We start from the raw sequence: 16,172 nt of genomic DNA, 5'->3' as shown, positions 1-16,172 counted from the left end.
GGGCCCGTCACCGGGAGCGGGCGCGGCGGGCGCCTGCGCGACGACGGGCTCGGGCCGCGCTGCGTACGGGGCAGGGGCGGGCGCCTCGGGCGGGAGGGGAAGCGACTGCGGCGGAAAGTAGGTGGACCCGGTCCCGGCGTAGGGCTGCTGAGTCTCGTGCCGCGGGGGCTCGGGGTCGCTCTGCTGGTACGGGGGCTGCTGCCCCTGCCCCTGCCCCTGCCCCTGCTGAGAGGAAGTCTGTTGGGCGTACGGGTCCTGCTGGGCTTGCTGGGCTTGCTGGGCTTGCGGATCCTGGCCCCGGCCCGGGTACTGGCCCTGGCCCGGGTCCTGGCCCTGACCGGGCCCCTGCTGGGGGTACGGATGGGCGTACGGGGCCTGCGGGGCCTGCTGCGTGTGCGGGGCCTGCTGTCCCTGCGGTGCTTGCTGGGCGTACGGGCCCTGCGGGGCCTGCTGCGTGTACGGGGCCTGCTGGGCGTACGGGTCCTGCGGGGCCTGCTGCGTGTACGGGGCCTGCTGGGCATACAGGTCCTGCTGGGCCTGCTGTCCCTGCGGTGCCTGCTGGGCATACAGGTCCTGCTGGGCCTGCTGGTACGGGGCGGCGGCCTGTGGCGGAGCCGTGTACGAGTCCTGGCCCTGCTGCTGTACCGGCTGGAACTGGGTGTCCCAGGTCTGCCCGCTCCAGGTCTGGGTGAACGGATCGTGCGGGTGCGGTTCCTGGTGCCCGTCCGGCTCCTGGTGGGCGCGCGGGTCGGGCTGCGGCGGCTGCTGCCGGTACGGATAGGACTGCTGATCACTCATGTGGGGGGTCACCCTCCTGCGAACGGCGGGAGCACCTCGACCGTGCCGCCCTCGGCAAGCCGTACCGTCTCATGGTCACGGGCCCCCACGGGATCGCCGTCGACGAGGAACGAGCACCGCCGCAGGACCTGCGGCAGCTCCCCGGGGTGCCGCTCGCGCGCCGCGTCGAGTGCTTCGGCCAGGGTGGCGCCGTCGTACGGCTCCTCGGCTGTCCCTGCGGCGGCCTTGGCGGCGGCCCAGTAGCGGATGGTTCCCGCGGGCATGGGTACTCCTCATTGGTTTGCGTCGCGCGGGTCCATGATGCCGGGTGCGGCGGTGGGGGCGGCGCCCGCATCGACTCCGCGTCGGTCCACATCAGGCCCACACCGGCCAGAACCAAGCCACTCCGGCGTTTGAGGAGCGGGGCCCCGGGGGGCGGCGCCCCCGAAAGCCCGGCGCGGGCGGCCGGCTCCCCGCGCCCCGCCCCCTAACGCACCAGCCACTCCCCCACCCGCGCCAGCAGCTCGTCGCCCGCCGCGTTCTCCGCGTGCCCCATCCCCGGCTCCACCCAGAGTTCCGCCCCAGCCCCGGCGGCCGCGGCCAGCATCCGTGGGTGGTCCAGCGGGAAGTAGGGGTCGCGGTCGCCGTGCACGATCAGCAGCGGCGTCGGGGCGATCATCGGCACCGCCTCCACCGGTGACAGCGGGACCGGGTCCCAGTCCTGCGTATGGATCCGGGTCCGGAGGCCGAACCGCCCCACCGCCCGCCCCAGCGGCCGGGTGACCACCCAGTGCAGCCGCCGCATCGGTGCCGTCCCCCGGTAGTACCACCGGGCCGGTGAACTCACCGCGGCCACCGCATCCGTACGTGCCGCATCCGTACGCGCCCCGCCCGCGGCCACCGCACCCGTACCCGCCCCCGCAAGCTCCCCGCCCGCGGACCCGCCGCTCCCCGCCCCGTACAGCGCCGCATGCCGCAGTACCACCGAGCCGCCCATCGAGAAGCCCACCGTCACCACCCGGCTGTGTCCGAGGCTCCGGGCCCACTCGACCGCCGCCGCCAGGTCGAGCACCTCCTTGTCGCCCACCGTCGAGCGCCCGCCCGACCTGCCGTGCCCACGGAACGAGAACGTGACCACGGCCGCACGCTGCGCGAACACCCCCGCCGCACGCCGCACCGCGGGCCGGTCGACCGCCCCGGTGAAGCCGTGCGCGACCACGATCGCCGTGTCGCTCGGCCCCTGCGCGGACGGCTCGTACAGCGCCTCGATCGGGACCCCGTCCCCGGTACGGAGGATCACTCTGAGTTCGCCCGGAGTGACCAAGGGAACAGAGGCTCTCAGGAAACGGTCTTCTGGCGCGGAAGTCATGTGGGCTATTCTCGTGGGATGAGGACCTGGGCAAAGTTGCCCCCAGGTCCTTTTGTGCTTTCGGCGCGTTGTATACGAACCGCGTATACGGAAACCCGTGCCGGCCGCCCGCGCAGCAAGCCCCGGGCGCGGGGTAGGCGCAGAGAAAAGCTGAGCGCAGAAAAAAGCAGTGCCCCATCGCAGGGACCGAGGAGGAACCGACGTAATGGGCGAGCGAAATATGCACGACCGTATGACGACCACGGCAGGTGGAGCGCAATGAGTTCTCTGCTGCTCCTGACCAACGCCCTCCAGCCGTCGACGGAGGTGCTGCCCGCGCTCGGACTTCTGCTGCACAGCGTGCGGGTCGCTCCCGCCGAGGGTCCGGCACTCATCGACACCCCGGGGGCCGACGTGATCCTCGTGGACGGGCGCCGGGACCTGCCCCAGGTGCGCAGCCTCTGTCAGCTGCTGCACTCCACGGGGCCCGGCTGTCCGCTGGTCCTCGTCGTCACCGAGGGCGGCCTCGCGGCCGTCACGGCGGACTGGGGAGTGGACGACGTCCTGCTCGACACCGCGGGCCCGGCCGAGGTCGAGGCGCGGCTGCGGCTCGCGACCGGCCGCCAGCAGATCACATCGGACGACTCCCCGACCGAGATCAGGATCGGTGACCTCTCGGTCGACGAGACGACGTACAGCGCGAAGCTCAAGGGCCGGGTCCTGGACCTGACCTTCAAGGAGTTCGAGCTGATCAAGTACCTCGCGCAGCACCCGGGCCGGGTCTTCACCCGGGCCCAGCTGCTCCAGGAGGTCTGGGGGTACGACTACTTCGGCGGTACGCGCACGGTCGACGTCCACGTACGCCGGCTGCGCGCCAAGCTGGGCCCCGAGCACGAGTCGCTGATCGGCACCGTCCGCAACGTCGGCTACCGCTTCGTCACCCCGGAGAAGGTGGAGCGCGCCGCCGAGGAAGCGCAGGCCAGGGCCGCCGAGCGGGCGGCCGGGGCACTGACCCGGACGGAGGACACGGCGGACTCGGTGGAGCCCGCGGTCCGGCCCGTAAAACGGTAGGTCCCCCAGCAGGTCCATCCGCGTAGACTGCCGCGCGTGGCCAAGGTGACGCGGGACGATGTGGCGCGACTGGCGGGGACTTCGACCGCGGTCGTCAGCTATGTCATCAACAACGGACCGAGGCCGGTCGCCCCGGCCACGCGCGAGCGGGTAGTCAACGCGATCAAGGAGCTGGGGTACCGGCCGGACCGGGTGGCGCAGGCCATGGCCTCACGGCGCACCGACCTCATAGGGATGATCGTGCCGGACGCCCGGCAGCCCTTCTTCGCGGAGATGGCGCACGCGGTCGAGCAGGCCGCGGCCGAGCGCGGAAAGATGGTGCTGGTCGGCAATTCCGACTACGTCGACGAGCGCGAGGTCCACTATCTGCGGGCCTTCCTCGGGATGCGGGTCTCCGGTCTGATCCTGGTCAGCCAGGGCATGAGCGAGCGCGCGGCCGCCGAGATAGAGGCGTGGGACGCCCGGGTGGTGCTGCTGCACGAGCGGCCCGAGGCGATCGACGACGTCGCGGTGGTCACGGACGACGTCGGCGGCGCCCAGCTCGCCACCCGCCACCTCCTGGAGCACGGCTACGCGTACGTGGCCTGCCTCGGCGGCGTCGAGTCGACGCCCTCCGTCGGTGACCCGGTCGCCGACCACGTCGAGGGCTGGCGGCGCGCGATGCAGGAGTCGGGCCGCTCCGTCGAAGGCAGGCTCTTCGAGGCCCCGTACAACCGCTACGACGCCTACCAGGTCGCGCTGAAGCTGCTCGCCGGCCCCGACCGGCCGCCGGCGATCTTCTGCTCGACCGACGACCAGGCGATCGGTGTCCTGCGGGCCGCCCGGGAGCTGCGGATCGATGTGCCGACCGAGCTGGCCGTGGCCGGTTTCGACGACGTCAAGGAGGCGGCCCTCACGGACCCGCCGCTGACGACGGTGTACTCGGACCGCCCGGCGATGGCGCGCTCCGCGGTCGATCTCGTACTGGACGACGCGCTGCGGGTCGCGGGGTCGCGGCGGGAGCGGCTGAAGCAGTTCCCCTCGGCGCTGGTCGTGCGCCGTTCCTGCGGCTGCGGCTGACGGTTCCGCCCGCGCGCGCTGCCCTCGCGGGCCGGACCGACCCCGCCCGGCTGTGCGGACCAACCCCGCCCGCCCGTAGGGATGTCGGGAGGGGCGACGGGCCTTTATATCGGGCATACGGGGTTCTGTCGGGCTTCTCAGCGGGCACTCAGGAAACTCTCATGGTCGGTGGCAAGGCTATGAGACATGACCGAGAACCCGGAGCAGTACCCCAACCCGCAGCAGGACGATGCGTACGCGGCCCGGTCCTACCCGCCGCCGCCCGCACACCAGCCCTCGGCGGCCTGGCCGCCCCCGGCTCCGGCCGCCCCGGCGGATCACGTCAAGCCCAAGCGCGCCAAGCGGCCGGTCGCCCTCCTCGCCGCTGTCGCCATCGTCGCCGCGGTCATTGGCGGCGGTTCGGCGGCTCTCGCCGAGTCCCTGATGGACAACGGCAGCAACGGGGCCAACCCCGCGGGCACCGTGTCCGGCACCACCGTCTCGCAGTCGAGCAGGGGCACGGTCTCCGGTGTCGCCCAGGCCGTCTCGCCGAGCATCGTCGAGGTCAAGGCGACCTCGTCGGCGGGGCAGTCCACCGGGGCAGGCGTGATAGTCACCGCCGCCGGTGAGATCGTCACCAACAACCACGTCATCTCCGGTGCCGCCTCGGTCAAGGTCTCCCTGAGCGACGGCAAGACGTACACCGCGAAGGTCGTCGGCGCCGACCCCGACAAGGACCTGGCGCTCATCAAGGTGGACGGCGCTTCCGGCCTCAAGCCCGCCTCGCTCGGCGACTCGTCCGACGTGGCGGTCGGCGACCAGGTCGTCGCGATCGGCTCCCCCGAGGGCCTGACCGGCACCGTCACCAGCGGCATCATCTCGGCGCTGAACCGGGATGTCACCGTCGCCAAGGAAGAGAGCCAGGGGCAGAGCCAGGACCAGGGCCAGGACGGCCAGGGGCAGGGCAGCCAGGGCTACGGGCAGCAGGGCGGCGGCGACGGGAACTGGCCGTTCCAGTTCGGCGGACAGCAGTTCAACGGCGACACCGGCGACTCCACCACCACGTACAAGGCGCTCCAGACCGACGCCTCGCTCAACCCCGGCAACTCCGGCGGTGCGCTGATCAATATGAACGGCGAGATCATCGGCATCAACTCCGCGATGTACTCGGCCAGTTCGCAGAGCAGCGACAGTTCGAGCGACGCGGGGAGCGTGGGTCTCGGCTTCGCCATCCCGATCAACACCGTCAAGGCCGACCTCGCCCACCTGAGGGCGGGCGGCACCAACAGCTAGGTCCTGTCCGGTCGGTCTTCGCGGATCAGCCCACGGCGTCCGGTGCGGTGCCTCGCAAGGCGGAGGATCGCCCCCGTGCTGGACGTACTGGGCGACTCCGACAACGCCGCGAGGTGCCGGGCCAGGCGTCGCGGCCCCACGAAGACCGACCGGACAGGACCAACCACCCGCCGGCGCACACACCGCACCGGCCGTCCCCCCGGAGGGCCCCGTGACCGTCACTGTCACCGTCAACCGAGCCAGGCACGCCCTGCTCACCGCGGTCTCCTGGAGCGGCCCGGCCGACCTCGGACTCGCCCTGGCACTGGTCCAGTCCCAGGCCGAGCAGGCCGGCCGGACCGGCCGGACCGGCCGGCCAGGACAGGTCAGCCAGGCCGATCAGCCAGGACAGCCCGATGAGCCCGCCCAGCCGGGACAGGCCGCGGCGCGGGCCCCCGAGGTGCGCGCCACAGCGATCACCGCAGCGACCACCGCAGCGGCCACCGCAGCCCGCGCCAAGAGGCGTGCCGCGCGCCGCCGCCGGTCCGCCGTGCGAGGCTGAGGGACGCCACACGAAAACCGACGCCCCGCCAGCGAACGAGGACAGAGAACCGATGAGCCCCGCCGAGGACGGCCACGACCAGCAGCGCATCCTGATCGTCGACGACGAGCCCGCCGTACGCGAGGCGCTGCGCCGCAGTCTCGCCTTCGAGGGGTACGGGACGGAGGTCGCCGTCGACGGCCTGGACGCGCTGACCAAGGCGGGCCCGTACGAGCCCGACCTCATCGTCCTCGACATCCAGATGCCCCGCATGGACGGGCTGACCGCCGCCCGCAGGCTGCGCGCTTCGGGGTCGACGACCCCGATCCTGATGCTCACCGCCCGCGACACCGTCGGCGACCGGGTGACCGGACTCGACGCGGGCGCCGACGACTACCTGGTCAAGCCGTTCGAGCTGGACGAGCTGTTCGCCCGCATCCGCGCCCTGCTGCGGCGCAGTTCGTACGCGGCGACCGCGGGCGAGGTCCCGGACGACAACGTACTGTCCTTCGCCGACCTGCGGATGGACCTCTCCACGCGTGATGTGGTGCGCGGGGAGCGGCGGGTGGAGCTGACCCGCACCGAGTTCACCCTGCTTGAGATGTTCCTGGCGCACCCGCGTCAGGTGCTCACCCGGGAGCAGATCCTCAAGGCGGTGTGGGGCTTCGACTTCGAGCCGTCGTCCAACTCGCTCGATGTGTACGTGATGTACCTCCGCCGCAAGACGGAGGCCGGCGGCGAACCGCGCCTCGTGCACACGGTGCGGGGCGTGGGGTACGCGCTGCGGACCGGGAGCGCCGAGTGAGATCCAGCCGGCCCGTGCGCTGGTTCCAGCGGCTTCCGCTGCGCTCCCGGCTGGCCATGCTGACGGCTGCCGCGGTGGCGTTCGCGGTGGCCGTCGTCTCGGTGATCTGCTGGTTCCTGGTGCAGGGGAAGCTGTACGACGAGATCGACGCCAGGCTCGCCGGGCAGATCACCACCAAGACCGTTGCGCCCTCGGCCCTGCGCAGTGTCCTGGACAGCTGCCAGCCGCCGCAGCACAACGGCAGCTTCGGCCAGCAGCCCTCCCTCTCGTACTCCCAGCTGGTGCAGTCGGACGGCACGACCTGTCTGACCGGAGGCCCCGCCACGGTGAAGGTCACCAGGAGCGACAAGGCGCTGGCGAAGTCGGGAAGGGCCGAGCTCGCCAAGTACCGCAACGGCGACGACGCCGACGGGCGCGCCGTCCGCGTCCTCACGGCGCATGTGTACGCCGAGCCGGGCGTGCCCTACCAGGGCATCGTGCAGATGGTCGCCTATCCGCTGAACGACACCCGTAAGACGCTCAACGAGCTGGCCCTGCTCCTCCTCGCCGTATCCGGCATCGGAGTCCTCGGCGCGGGAGCCGCCGGTCTGTGGATCGCGCGGGCCGGACTCAAACCGGTCGACGAACTGACCGAGGCCGTCGAGCACGTGGCCCGCACGGAGGACCTGACCGTCCGTATCCCGGTCGAGGGCGAGGACGAGATCGCCCGGCTCTCCCGCTCCTTCAACTCGATGACCGCCGCGCTCGGCGACTCCCGCGACCGCCAGGCGCAGCTCATCGCGGACGCGGGGCACGAGCTGCGCACCCCGCTCACCTCGCTGCGCACCAACATCGAGCTGCTCGCCCGCAGCGAGGAGACCGGCCGCCCCATCCCGCCGGACGACCGCAAGGCCCTGATGGCGTCGGTCAAGGCCCAGATGACCGAACTGGCCGCGCTCATCGGCGACTTGCAGGAGCTGTCCCGCCCCGATGCCGCCCATGCGCCGGAGACCCTGGATGTCGTCGCACTGCACGACATCGCGCGGTCGGCCCTGGACCGGGCGCGGCTGCGCGGCCCGGAGCTGACCATCACCGCCGACCTCGGACCCTGGTACGTACAGGCCGAACCGGCGGCGCTGGAGCGGGCCGTGATCAACGTCCTGGACAACGCGGTGAAGTTCAGCCCGCCCGGCGGGACCATCGATGTGGTCCTGGCCGACGGCCGGCTCTCCGTACGCGACCACGGGCCGGGCATTCCCGCCGACGACCTCCCGTACGTCTTCGAGCGGTTCTGGCGGTCCCCGTCGGCGCGCTCCCTGCCCGGCTCGGGCCTCGGCCTGTCCATCGTGGCCCGTACGGTCCAGCAGTCCGGCGGCGACATCGCCCTCAACCCGGCGCAGGGCGGCGGCACGGAGGCGGTCATCCGGATCCCGGGCGCCGCGACACCGCCCCCGGTGGAGCCCCCGGAGGAGCCCCCGGCGCCCGGGGAGATGCCCGGCGAGTGACGACCTGCTACGTGTGCGGTCCGCCCTGTGCTGCCTGTCGTCGGGTGGCGTCGATGGTCCCGAGCAGGGAGAGCGCCCGGGCACTGGGGCTGCCGGGTTCCGCGTGGTAGATGACGAGTTGCTGGCCGGGTGCGTCCCGTACGTCGAAGGCCTGGTAGGTGAGGGTGAGCGGGCCGACGTCGGGGTGGTCGAGGTGTTTGGCCTCCTGGGTCTTGCCGCGTACGGAGTGGGCCTGCCACAGCGCGGAGAAGTCGGCGCTCCGCGCGGTCAGTGAGCCGATGAGCGCGAGCAGCCGGGGATTGTCGGGATCGAGGCCGGCGGCCTGGCGCAGATTGGCCACGGTGGCCTGTGCGCTCCGCTCCCAGCGGGTGTAGAAGTCCCGGCCCGCGGGGTCGATGAAGGTCATGCGGGCGAGGTTGTCCGCGGGGTCGAAGGGGGAGTACAGGGCCTCGGCCAGGGTGTTGCCCGCCAGGATGTCCAAGGTGGCGTTGAGGACAAAGGCAGGGGTGTGGGGGTAGCCGTCCATGAGCCGGCGCAGTGCCGGGCTGACCGTGTCGCACTGCTGCGCCGGCCGGTCGGCAGGCGCGGTGCCGGCCAGCCGGTAGGCGTGCGCGCGGGAGTCGGTGTCGAGGCGCAGGGCCCGGCTGAGGGCGTCGAGGACCTGGGCGGACGGGTGGCGCTCACGGCCCTGTTCGAGCCGGGTGTAGTAGTCGGCGTTCACTCCGGCCAGCACCGCGACTTCCTCGCGCCGCAGCCCGGCGACCCTGCGTACGCCGTAGCTCACCATGCCGACGTCTCCGGGCCGCAGCCGGGATCGCCGGGCGCGCAGGAAGTCTCCCAGGGCGTTGTCAGACATATCCCCAGGCTAAGGGCTGTCCCGTAGGGCCTGTCGTCGAAGTGCCGTCGATGCCCGGAGGGCGGCCGCCCTCGGCAGGGTGCTGCCGCTGCCTGGGTGCACGACACCCAGGCAGCACACACCCTGGCCGGAGGCCGGCGTGGCGCCCAGACTCAGCCGGGGCGAGGACGCGGCACACGGGAAGACACGCAGGGAGAGCAGAGACCGAGATGACGACAACAGACGCCGGACGGCACACCACGTCGGTGGACGACGACGCCCTGAACGGCAGCGTGGCGGTGGTCACCGGTGCCGCGCGCGGCGTCGGCCGGGCCACCGTGGCATGGCTGCACGCCCGGGGCGTGCGGGTTCTGGCCGAGGACATCAGGCCCGAAGTGGAGGACCTGGCCGCGGAGTTCGACGGGGTGGCCACCCTGACCGGTGACGTCTCCCGGGAGGAGACGGCCCTGCGGGCGGTGGAACTGGCCCGGGAGCGCTTCGGCGGGCTGGACATTCTGGTCAACAACGCGGGGCGGACGCTGAACAGGCCGTTCACCGAGACCACTGCGGAGGACTGGGACTCCCTGATGGCCGTCAACGCCCGTGGCGCGTTCCTGCACGCACGGGAGGCGTTCCGCACCATGCGCGAGAACGCGCGCGGCGGGGCGATCGTCAACGTTGGCTCCTACACCTGCACGGTCGGCCTGCCCGAGGGATCGGCCTACACGGCGTCGAAGGGAGCCCTGGCCCAGCTGACGAAGGTCATCGCCCTGGAAGGCGGCCCCCACAACATCCGCGCCAACGTCGTGGCACCGGGCGTGATCGAGACCGACCTGCTCGACAACATCCGCGACGACAGCCGCGCCTACCTGCGCTCCTTCGCCGCCGCACACCCACTGGGCCGCGTCGCACAGCCGGAGGAGATCGCCGAGATCATCGGGTTCCTCGCCTCGGCCCGCTCCGGCTTCATGACCGGCGCGGTCGTCGCCGCCGACGGCGGCTTCACCGCGGCCTGACCGAAAAAACCGAGAACCGAGACCCCCAGAACAAGAACCGCGAGAGGAAGAGCGCACCGCCATGACCGGACAACGACTTGACGGCAAGGTCGCACTGATCACCGGCGCGACAGGCGGAATCGGCGCGGCGACCGCCGAACTGTTCGCCCGCGAAGGCGCGCGCCTGGTCATCACCGATGTGGCCCAGGCGCCACTCGGCGCACTCGCCCAGCGGATCGAGGAGACCGGCGGCGAGGTGGCCACCGCCGTCCTCGACGTCTCGTCCGCCCAGGAGTGGGACGACGTGATCAGCACCGTACGCGAGCGGTTCGGCACCCTGGACGTACTCGTCAACCTCGCGGGCATCGTGGACTGGCCCGGCATCGAGGACACCCGGGAAGACACCTGGGACCGGGTCATCGACGTCAACCAGAAGGGGACCTGGCTCGGGATGCGGGCTGCCATGCCCCTGCTCCGCGCCACCGGCAACGCCTCGGTGATCAACACCTCGTCCGTGCTGGGGATCGTGGGCAGCGGAGCGGCCGCCGCCTACCAGGCGTCCAAGGGCGCCGTGCGTCTGCTGAGCAAGACCGCCGCCGTCGAATACGCACGTCAGGGCGTACGGGTCAACTCCATCCACCCCGGTGTCATCGCCACGCCCATGATCCAGGAGCTCCTGGACGAGCAGGGAGACCAGCAACCGGACATCGTGCGCACCCCCATGCGCCGTGCGGGCCGCGCCGAGGAGATCGCGTCGGCCATGCTCTTCCTCGCCTGCGACGAGTCCTCGTACGTCACCGGCTCCGAACTCGTGGTGGACGGCGGCCTCACCGCCCACTGACCCCTGCCCCCTGCCCCCTGCCCCCGCACACGTAAAGGTGCTCAGCCCTGCTTGCCCAGGTGCAGGCCGGAGCCCGCCAGATCGGCCCTGATCCCCTTCTTCTCCACCACCACATGGCGCAGGCTGATGTCGCCGGGGGCCTTGGGCAGCTTGAAGGAGAGCGAGAACTGGCTGGAGAGCTCCGGCGGGCGCAGGCTCATCACCGCGCTGATCAGCTTGGGGTCGATGCCGGCCTTCTGCAGCAGCCAGGGGTGGGCGACGATCTCGTCGACCAGATTGACCTGCATCAGCTGATGGGCGAAGCGCGGTGTCCCGGTCAGCCGGTGCAGCTCGTCGTCGCTGTCCAGCGCCTGCTTGACCCGCTTCTGCGGTACGCCGATCCGGTCGACCACGGACGGCACCGAGAGCAGCGCCCTGATGTGGTTCTTCTCGCGGGCGATCCGGGCGGCCGCCTCGGGGGCGAGCCGCAGCCCGGAGTGCGCACGGTCCCGGCCGGGCGTGTACGTCGCGATACCGGGGACGTCGACCCGCATGTGGTCGACCGTCGTGGAGACCGCCCGGCCGCCGTCCCGCTGGACGTGCGCCTGGGCCCTGACCCGTACCTGCGTACCGGCCACCGGCAGACCCCCGCGTACGTTGACCGAGTCATGGCCCAGGTCGGTGAACTTCACCTGGGATGCGCCCAGTTCGCGGTTCATGTCCTCGAAGGAGAGGAAGACGTCGCCGTCCATCGAGCCGACCACGGCGCCCTTGATGGAGCTGGGGAGGTCTCCGTTGATCCGGATGTCCTTGGCGGAGGCGTGCACCTCGGCGAGCGAGACACGGTCGGCCGGGACGTCGGGCACGGACACGTCGACCCGCTGGAGGTGCTTGTCGAGCACCTGGGTGAGGAACGGGAAGCCGTGGATGTCGACCTCGGGCCGGGTCACCAGGTGCATCGACTGCTGGAGCTTCTCGGCGGCCTTGTCCTGCGCGTACAGCTCGGCGAAGCGGTCGGCGAGGAAGAGGAAGCCGGTGCAGACCAGGGCGGCGATGGCGACCTTCGCCACGGTGGAGACCGCGGCGAAACGGCTCCGGGCCCGGTGATTGGGCGGCGCCCAGGCGTCGTCGCCGGTGTCGGCGGGGTCGCCCGGGTGGCCGGTGCAGCCGCCGTAGCCGTCGTCCGGGTCGGGCTTCAGCCCCAGGCCGAGGGGGTCGCGCTCGTCGTAGGCGTACGGCTCGAAGCCCGGCTCCGGGTCGCTGAGTTGTGCCAGTTCATCGTAGGGATTGGGCGGATGCGAGGGTATGCGTGTGGGGGGTCGCATCGGCTCATCCCACCACGTGTACGCCCCCCGAACGCAAGTCGTACCTGAGGTAGCCCCCTGGTTTGAGTCTTTTGGTGCGGTTACGGCCTCGCCCACGACGGTCAGTGCGACGCCGCTGACAATCGTGGGCGAGGTCGTTAGCATCGCCCGGTGGGCGCGATGATCCGGGGAGCCAGCCTGCGCGGGTTCACGCGCCTCGTCGAAGAGCTCGGCGGCGACCCCGGAGAGTTCATGGGGCGGTTCGCGATCCCTTCGGAGGCTCTCACGTCCGAGGACGGGCTCGTGCCGATCACTGGTCACGACCTGATGCTCGACGCGGTCGCCCGTGATCTCCGATGCCCTGATTTCGGCCTCCGGATGGCCTGCGCCCAGGATCTCAGCATCCTCGGCCGGCTGGCGCTGGCCATCCAGGCGTCGTCGACGGTGGCGGAGGCGCTGGAGTGCGCGTCCCGGTTCATGTTCGTGCACAGCCCGGCGCTGAGCATCGGCCTGGAGCCGGATCCGCGGGGGTGCCGTGGGGTGGTCGCACTGACCTACCGGAAGGATCCGCGCGCGTCGCCGTACTCCCCGCAGGCCATGGAACTCGGGCTGGGCCTCTTTCACCGAGCGGCAGTGGCGCTGGCCGGCAGCCTCACCGGCCTCCGGTCGGTGGAACTGCCGCACCGGCCGCTTTCACCGGTGTCGCGGTACACCGGCTTCTTCGGCGCAGAGGTGAATTTCGGGTGCCCGGGTGCCGCACTGCGGGTGGAACGACGTTTGCCCGACGGCGAGTTCCGCAGCGCCGACGCGACGATCCGCCGGCTGGCTGTCGACTACCTGGCCGGTCACCACACCGATCCGGAACGCCTGGTCTCCACCCACGTCCGCCGGGCGCTGGCCGGGAGCGTCGGCACCACCCCTCCGGCGATCGGCCAGGTCGCGCGGCTCCTCGCGATGCATCCCCGCACGCTGCAACGAAGGCTCGCCGCGGAGTCGACCGGCTTCGAGGAGATTCTCGACGACGTCAGACGGGATCTCGCACTGCGCTACATCACCACCACCGGCCTGCCCCTCGGACAGGTAGCCGCGATGGCGGGGTTCACCGGCCAGTCCGCCCTCAGTCACGCCGTACGCCGGTGGCAGGGCACCACCCCGAGCGAGATTCGCCGCCGGGTGCGCGGCGCGCTCTGAGACTGTCGTGCTGGAACAAGTACCAACCCGCTCGGACCGGCATTCTGCTGCCCCGACCACGCGAGCGAGGAGTGGGCCATGGCAGCAGCAGGAACCGACCACCTGAGCGGGATCGGTGCGCGAGCGATCCCCGAGTTCGACGGCGTACACGACGTGTGGCCCCGCGGCGAACGGCTGCGGGCGGTCCGCGAGTCCGCTGTGGCCTACAAGGAGCGCTTCAAGGCCCAGGGAGTGGTGCGCGCGGTGAAGTCGGTGGACATCGCCGCGGCGCCGTACCCGGTGAAGTACGCCTTCCACGACGCCGTCTCGGTGCCCTCCCTCCCGCTGATCTCGATGATCAACCGCATGATCGTGGTGCAGTACGACGACTTCGACGGCCGGGCACGCACACTGGTCTTCGAGCCGACGGTGCCGGACGGCTCAGCGGAGGCACCGTTCTACCGCAATCTCCAGAAGCTGATGGACAAGGTCCCCGGCGGCAAGCTGCTGGAGCGGGTGGTCCTGAAGTACTACGCGGAACCCGGCGACGTGCTGCGGCAGCTCGGGCTGGCCCCGGACGACATCGACTTCTGCACCTTCGATCACCTGCATGTGCAGGATCCCCGGATGATCCTGGGCTCCACCGAGATCATCGACGGTGAGCCGGCGCCGCGGGGGCCGCTGTTCGGCGGGGCCCGGATGCTGGTGCACAGCCGCGAACTGGCGACTCTGCGGTCCCTGCACCCGATGCAGTGGGCGTGGTACGTCGACGGCGGGCTCGGCGGTGTCGACCCGGAGAAGTTCGTCACCTTCGACGGGGACATCGAACTCGGTCCCGGCGTCGCACTGCTGTGGACCCCCGGGCACACGGACGGCAACCACTCGCTGGTACTCAACACACCCGACGGCGTATGGGTGTCGTCGGAGAACGGCATCTCGCTGGACAACTGGCAGCCGGAGCTGTCCAGGATCCCCGGCGTGCGGCGCTACCACGAACACTTCGGCCGCGAGATCTGCCCCAACGCCAATACGCTGGAGGACTCGCTGGACCAGTACGACTCGATGGTCAAGGAGAAGACCCTCGCAGACCGGTGCAAGGCGGACCCACGCTGGTTGCAGATCCTGCCCTCGACCGAGCTGGCCCCCTGGAAGCGCTTCTGGCCCGTGGTGCCCACCTACGTCCACGGCGGGATCACCTACGGCGAGATCAAGGGAGGCCGGTGATGCCCCACTCCCGCGCCGGCGCGCTGGTCACGGGGGCGGGCCGTGGCCTCGGCAGGCTGATCGCCGCGGCTCTGGTCGAGCGCGGCCACCACGTGCTGGTCACCGATGTCGACGAGAACGCGGCGCAGGCCACGGCGGCCGGAATCGGACCCGACGTGCTGTGGGCCGCCGTCGACGTACGGGACGAGGCCCAGGTCACCGCGGCGCGGGACCTCATCGTGAGGGAGGCAGGCCGTCTCGACGTGTGGGTCAACAACGCCGGCGTACTCATGACCGGGCCCGCCTGGGAGCAGCCACCGGCCGTACGCCGCCTGATGATGGAGGTCAACGCGCTCGGCACCGTCAACGGCACCGTCGCCGCTATCGAGGCCATGCGGAGCACCGGCGGCCACATCGTCAACGTCGTGTCACTGGCAGGACTGACCGCGGTCCCGGGCGAGGCCGTGTACGCCGCTTCCAAGCACGCCGCGATCGGGTTCAGCCTGAGCACACTCGCCGACCTTCGCCTGGCCGGGATCAGCGGGATCGACATCTCCTGCGTGTGCCCCGACGGCATCTGGACCCCGATGCTGCACGACAAACTCGACGACCCCGACTCGGCGTTGTCCTTCTCCGGCAGGCTGCTCGCACCCGAGGAGGTCGTCGCCGCGGTCCGCAAGGTGCTGGACCGGCCACGCCCGGTCAGCGCGGTGCCGGGCTGGCGAGGGCTCCAGTCGCGTCTGGCTGACGCCTTCCCCTCGTTCGGGCTGCGTGCCGTCCCGCTGGCGGTCGCGCAGGGCAGGCGGGTGCAGCGGAAGATGCTGGCCAGGAGCCGGTCGCGGTCGGCGTAGCGCGGCCCGCTCCCCTCCAGCGCTACCGGTGCTGCGGGTGCTGCCGGTGCTGCGGGTGCTGCCGGAGTCCGTTGTGTACGCGGTCAGCCGGCCGCGGCCAGGGTCGGGCTGCGGTCCAGGGCGGTGGAGAACTGGTCCACGACCTGGTCGAGCGCCAGGGCGGCCGCCGGATCGACGGTCACGCTGTCGTCGGGCGCGACAGTGATGTGCCGGTCGAGTACGAACCAGCCCTGCACTATGTGCGCGGCCCCCATGGAGGAGAGCACCGGCCGCAGCGCGTAGTCGATGGCGAGCACATGCGCGGTCGAACCACCGGTGGCCAGCGGCAGGACGGTCTTCCCGGTCAGCGCGTACTGGGGCAGCAGATCGAGCAGGGACTTCAACAGGCCGGAGTAGGCGGCCTTGTAGACGGGCGTTCCGATCACCACGCCGTCGGCCGACGCGAACAGCTCGGTGGCGCGGACGATGTCGGGGTGCGCGAAGTCGGCGCCGAGCAGGGGCCCTGCGGGCAGCGTGCGCACGTCGAGCGGGACGACCGTGTGCCCCTGGGCGGTGAGCCGGGCATCCAGATGACGCAGCAGGCGAGCGGTACGGGAAGTGGCGGAGGGGCTTCCCGAGACGGACAGGACGGTGGCCATGGGCCCTCATTTCCGGGTAG

Annotated in this window: 16 protein-coding genes and 1 pseudogene; 11 read left to right on the top strand and 6 right to left on the bottom strand. The window is 71.4% G+C overall.

The window, feature by feature from the left end:
* The 3 genes and pseudogenes from G3I19_RS16550 to G3I19_RS16540 form a co-directional block, all read right to left on the bottom strand.
* Positions 1 to 798 (bottom strand): annotated as a pseudogene (locus G3I19_RS16550) (hypothetical protein); the annotation flags it as partial.
* A gap of 8 nt (positions 799 to 806) precedes the next feature.
* Positions 807 to 1,061 (bottom strand): MoaD/ThiS family protein, encoded by a 255-nt coding sequence (locus G3I19_RS16545; protein WP_164264380.1) that lies wholly within the window; start codon positions 1,059 to 1,061, stop codon positions 807 to 809.
* Positions 1,062 to 1,264: 203 nt separating this feature from the next.
* Positions 1,265 to 2,146: an alpha/beta hydrolase gene (locus tag G3I19_RS16540; RefSeq protein WP_164264379.1), complete on the bottom strand. Its 882-nt coding sequence runs from the start codon at positions 2,144 to 2,146 to the stop codon at positions 1,265 to 1,267.
* Between the two features lie 258 nt (positions 2,147 to 2,404).
* Here G3I19_RS16540 and G3I19_RS16535 point away from each other — a divergent pair, with 258 nt between their 5' ends.
* From G3I19_RS16535 to G3I19_RS16510, 6 genes are all read left to right on the top strand, one after another.
* Entirely contained in the window at positions 2,405 to 3,196 is a 792-nt protein-coding gene (locus tag G3I19_RS16535; RefSeq protein ID WP_164264378.1) for a response regulator transcription factor, read from the top strand.
* Positions 3,197 to 3,232: 36 nt separating this feature from the next.
* On the top strand, positions 3,233 to 4,255 hold the full coding sequence (locus G3I19_RS16530; RefSeq protein ID WP_164264377.1) for a LacI family DNA-binding transcriptional regulator: 1,023 nt from the start codon (positions 3,233 to 3,235) through the stop codon (positions 4,253 to 4,255).
* A gap of 186 nt (positions 4,256 to 4,441) precedes the next feature.
* Positions 4,442 to 5,527, top strand: coding sequence for a trypsin-like peptidase domain-containing protein (locus G3I19_RS16525; protein ID WP_164264376.1), 1,086 nt, complete (start codon positions 4,442 to 4,444; stop codon positions 5,525 to 5,527).
* 211 nt (positions 5,528 to 5,738) lie between these two features.
* Complete coding sequence (locus G3I19_RS16520) at positions 5,739 to 6,068, top strand: hypothetical protein (RefSeq protein WP_164264375.1); 330 nt, start codon at positions 5,739 to 5,741, stop codon at positions 6,066 to 6,068.
* Between the two features lie 52 nt (positions 6,069 to 6,120).
* Positions 6,121 to 6,852, top strand: coding sequence for a response regulator transcription factor (locus G3I19_RS16515; RefSeq protein WP_164264374.1), 732 nt, complete (start codon positions 6,121 to 6,123; stop codon positions 6,850 to 6,852).
* Between the two features lie 56 nt (positions 6,853 to 6,908).
* Entirely contained in the window at positions 6,909 to 8,336 is a 1,428-nt protein-coding gene (locus tag G3I19_RS16510; RefSeq protein ID WP_164264383.1) for a HAMP domain-containing sensor histidine kinase, read from the top strand.
* 7 nt (positions 8,337 to 8,343) lie between these two features.
* Here G3I19_RS16510 and G3I19_RS16505 read toward each other — a convergent pair whose 3' ends face one another.
* Complete coding sequence (locus tag G3I19_RS16505; RefSeq protein ID WP_164264373.1) at positions 8,344 to 9,192, bottom strand: helix-turn-helix transcriptional regulator; 849 nt, start codon at positions 9,190 to 9,192, stop codon at positions 8,344 to 8,346.
* A 209-nt stretch (positions 9,193 to 9,401) separates the two neighbouring features.
* Between G3I19_RS16505 and G3I19_RS16500 the strand changes: the two genes are divergently transcribed.
* Together G3I19_RS16500 and G3I19_RS16495 are read left to right on the top strand one after the other, a co-directional pair.
* The gene (locus G3I19_RS16500) at positions 9,402 to 10,187 is read left to right on the top strand and encodes an SDR family oxidoreductase (protein WP_164264372.1); all 786 of its coding nucleotides are present in this window, start codon (positions 9,402 to 9,404) and stop codon (positions 10,185 to 10,187) included.
* 61 nt (positions 10,188 to 10,248) lie between these two features.
* Positions 10,249 to 11,007: a glucose 1-dehydrogenase gene (locus tag G3I19_RS16495; RefSeq protein ID WP_164264371.1), complete on the top strand. Its 759-nt coding sequence runs from the start codon at positions 10,249 to 10,251 to the stop codon at positions 11,005 to 11,007.
* Between the two features lie 41 nt (positions 11,008 to 11,048).
* Here G3I19_RS16495 and G3I19_RS16490 read toward each other — a convergent pair whose 3' ends face one another.
* Complete coding sequence (locus tag G3I19_RS16490) at positions 11,049 to 12,311, bottom strand: DUF2993 domain-containing protein (protein ID WP_164264370.1); 1,263 nt, start codon at positions 12,309 to 12,311, stop codon at positions 11,049 to 11,051.
* Positions 12,312 to 12,470: 159 nt separating this feature from the next.
* Here G3I19_RS16490 and G3I19_RS16485 point away from each other — a divergent pair, with 159 nt between their 5' ends.
* The 3 genes from G3I19_RS16485 to G3I19_RS16475 all read left to right on the top strand — a co-directional run bounded on the left by G3I19_RS16485 (position 12,471) and on the right by G3I19_RS16475 (position 15,514).
* On the top strand, positions 12,471 to 13,481 hold the full coding sequence (locus tag G3I19_RS16485; RefSeq protein WP_164264382.1) for an AraC family transcriptional regulator: 1,011 nt from the start codon (positions 12,471 to 12,473) through the stop codon (positions 13,479 to 13,481).
* 78 nt (positions 13,482 to 13,559) lie between these two features.
* On the top strand, positions 13,560 to 14,684 hold the full coding sequence (locus G3I19_RS16480) for a hypothetical protein (protein ID WP_164264369.1): 1,125 nt from the start codon (positions 13,560 to 13,562) through the stop codon (positions 14,682 to 14,684).
* Positions 14,684 to 15,514: an SDR family NAD(P)-dependent oxidoreductase gene (locus tag G3I19_RS16475; protein WP_164264368.1), complete on the top strand. Its 831-nt coding sequence runs from the start codon at positions 14,684 to 14,686 to the stop codon at positions 15,512 to 15,514. The genes G3I19_RS16480 and G3I19_RS16475 overlap by 1 nt, the downstream gene beginning before the upstream one ends.
* Positions 15,515 to 15,597: 83 nt before the next feature.
* Here the strand turns inward: G3I19_RS16475 and ssuE are convergent, their stop codons facing one another.
* Positions 15,598 to 16,152 (bottom strand): NADPH-dependent FMN reductase, encoded by a 555-nt coding sequence (gene ssuE, locus G3I19_RS16470; protein ID WP_164264367.1) that lies wholly within the window; start codon positions 16,150 to 16,152, stop codon positions 15,598 to 15,600.
* Positions 16,153 to 16,172 lie beyond the last annotated feature (20 nt).

The organism is Streptomyces sp. SID10853, from assembly GCF_010548145.1.
Lineage (GTDB): Bacteria > Actinomycetota > Actinomycetes > Streptomycetales > Streptomycetaceae > Streptomyces.
This window is presented reverse-complemented; position numbering and strand designations above follow the sequence as displayed.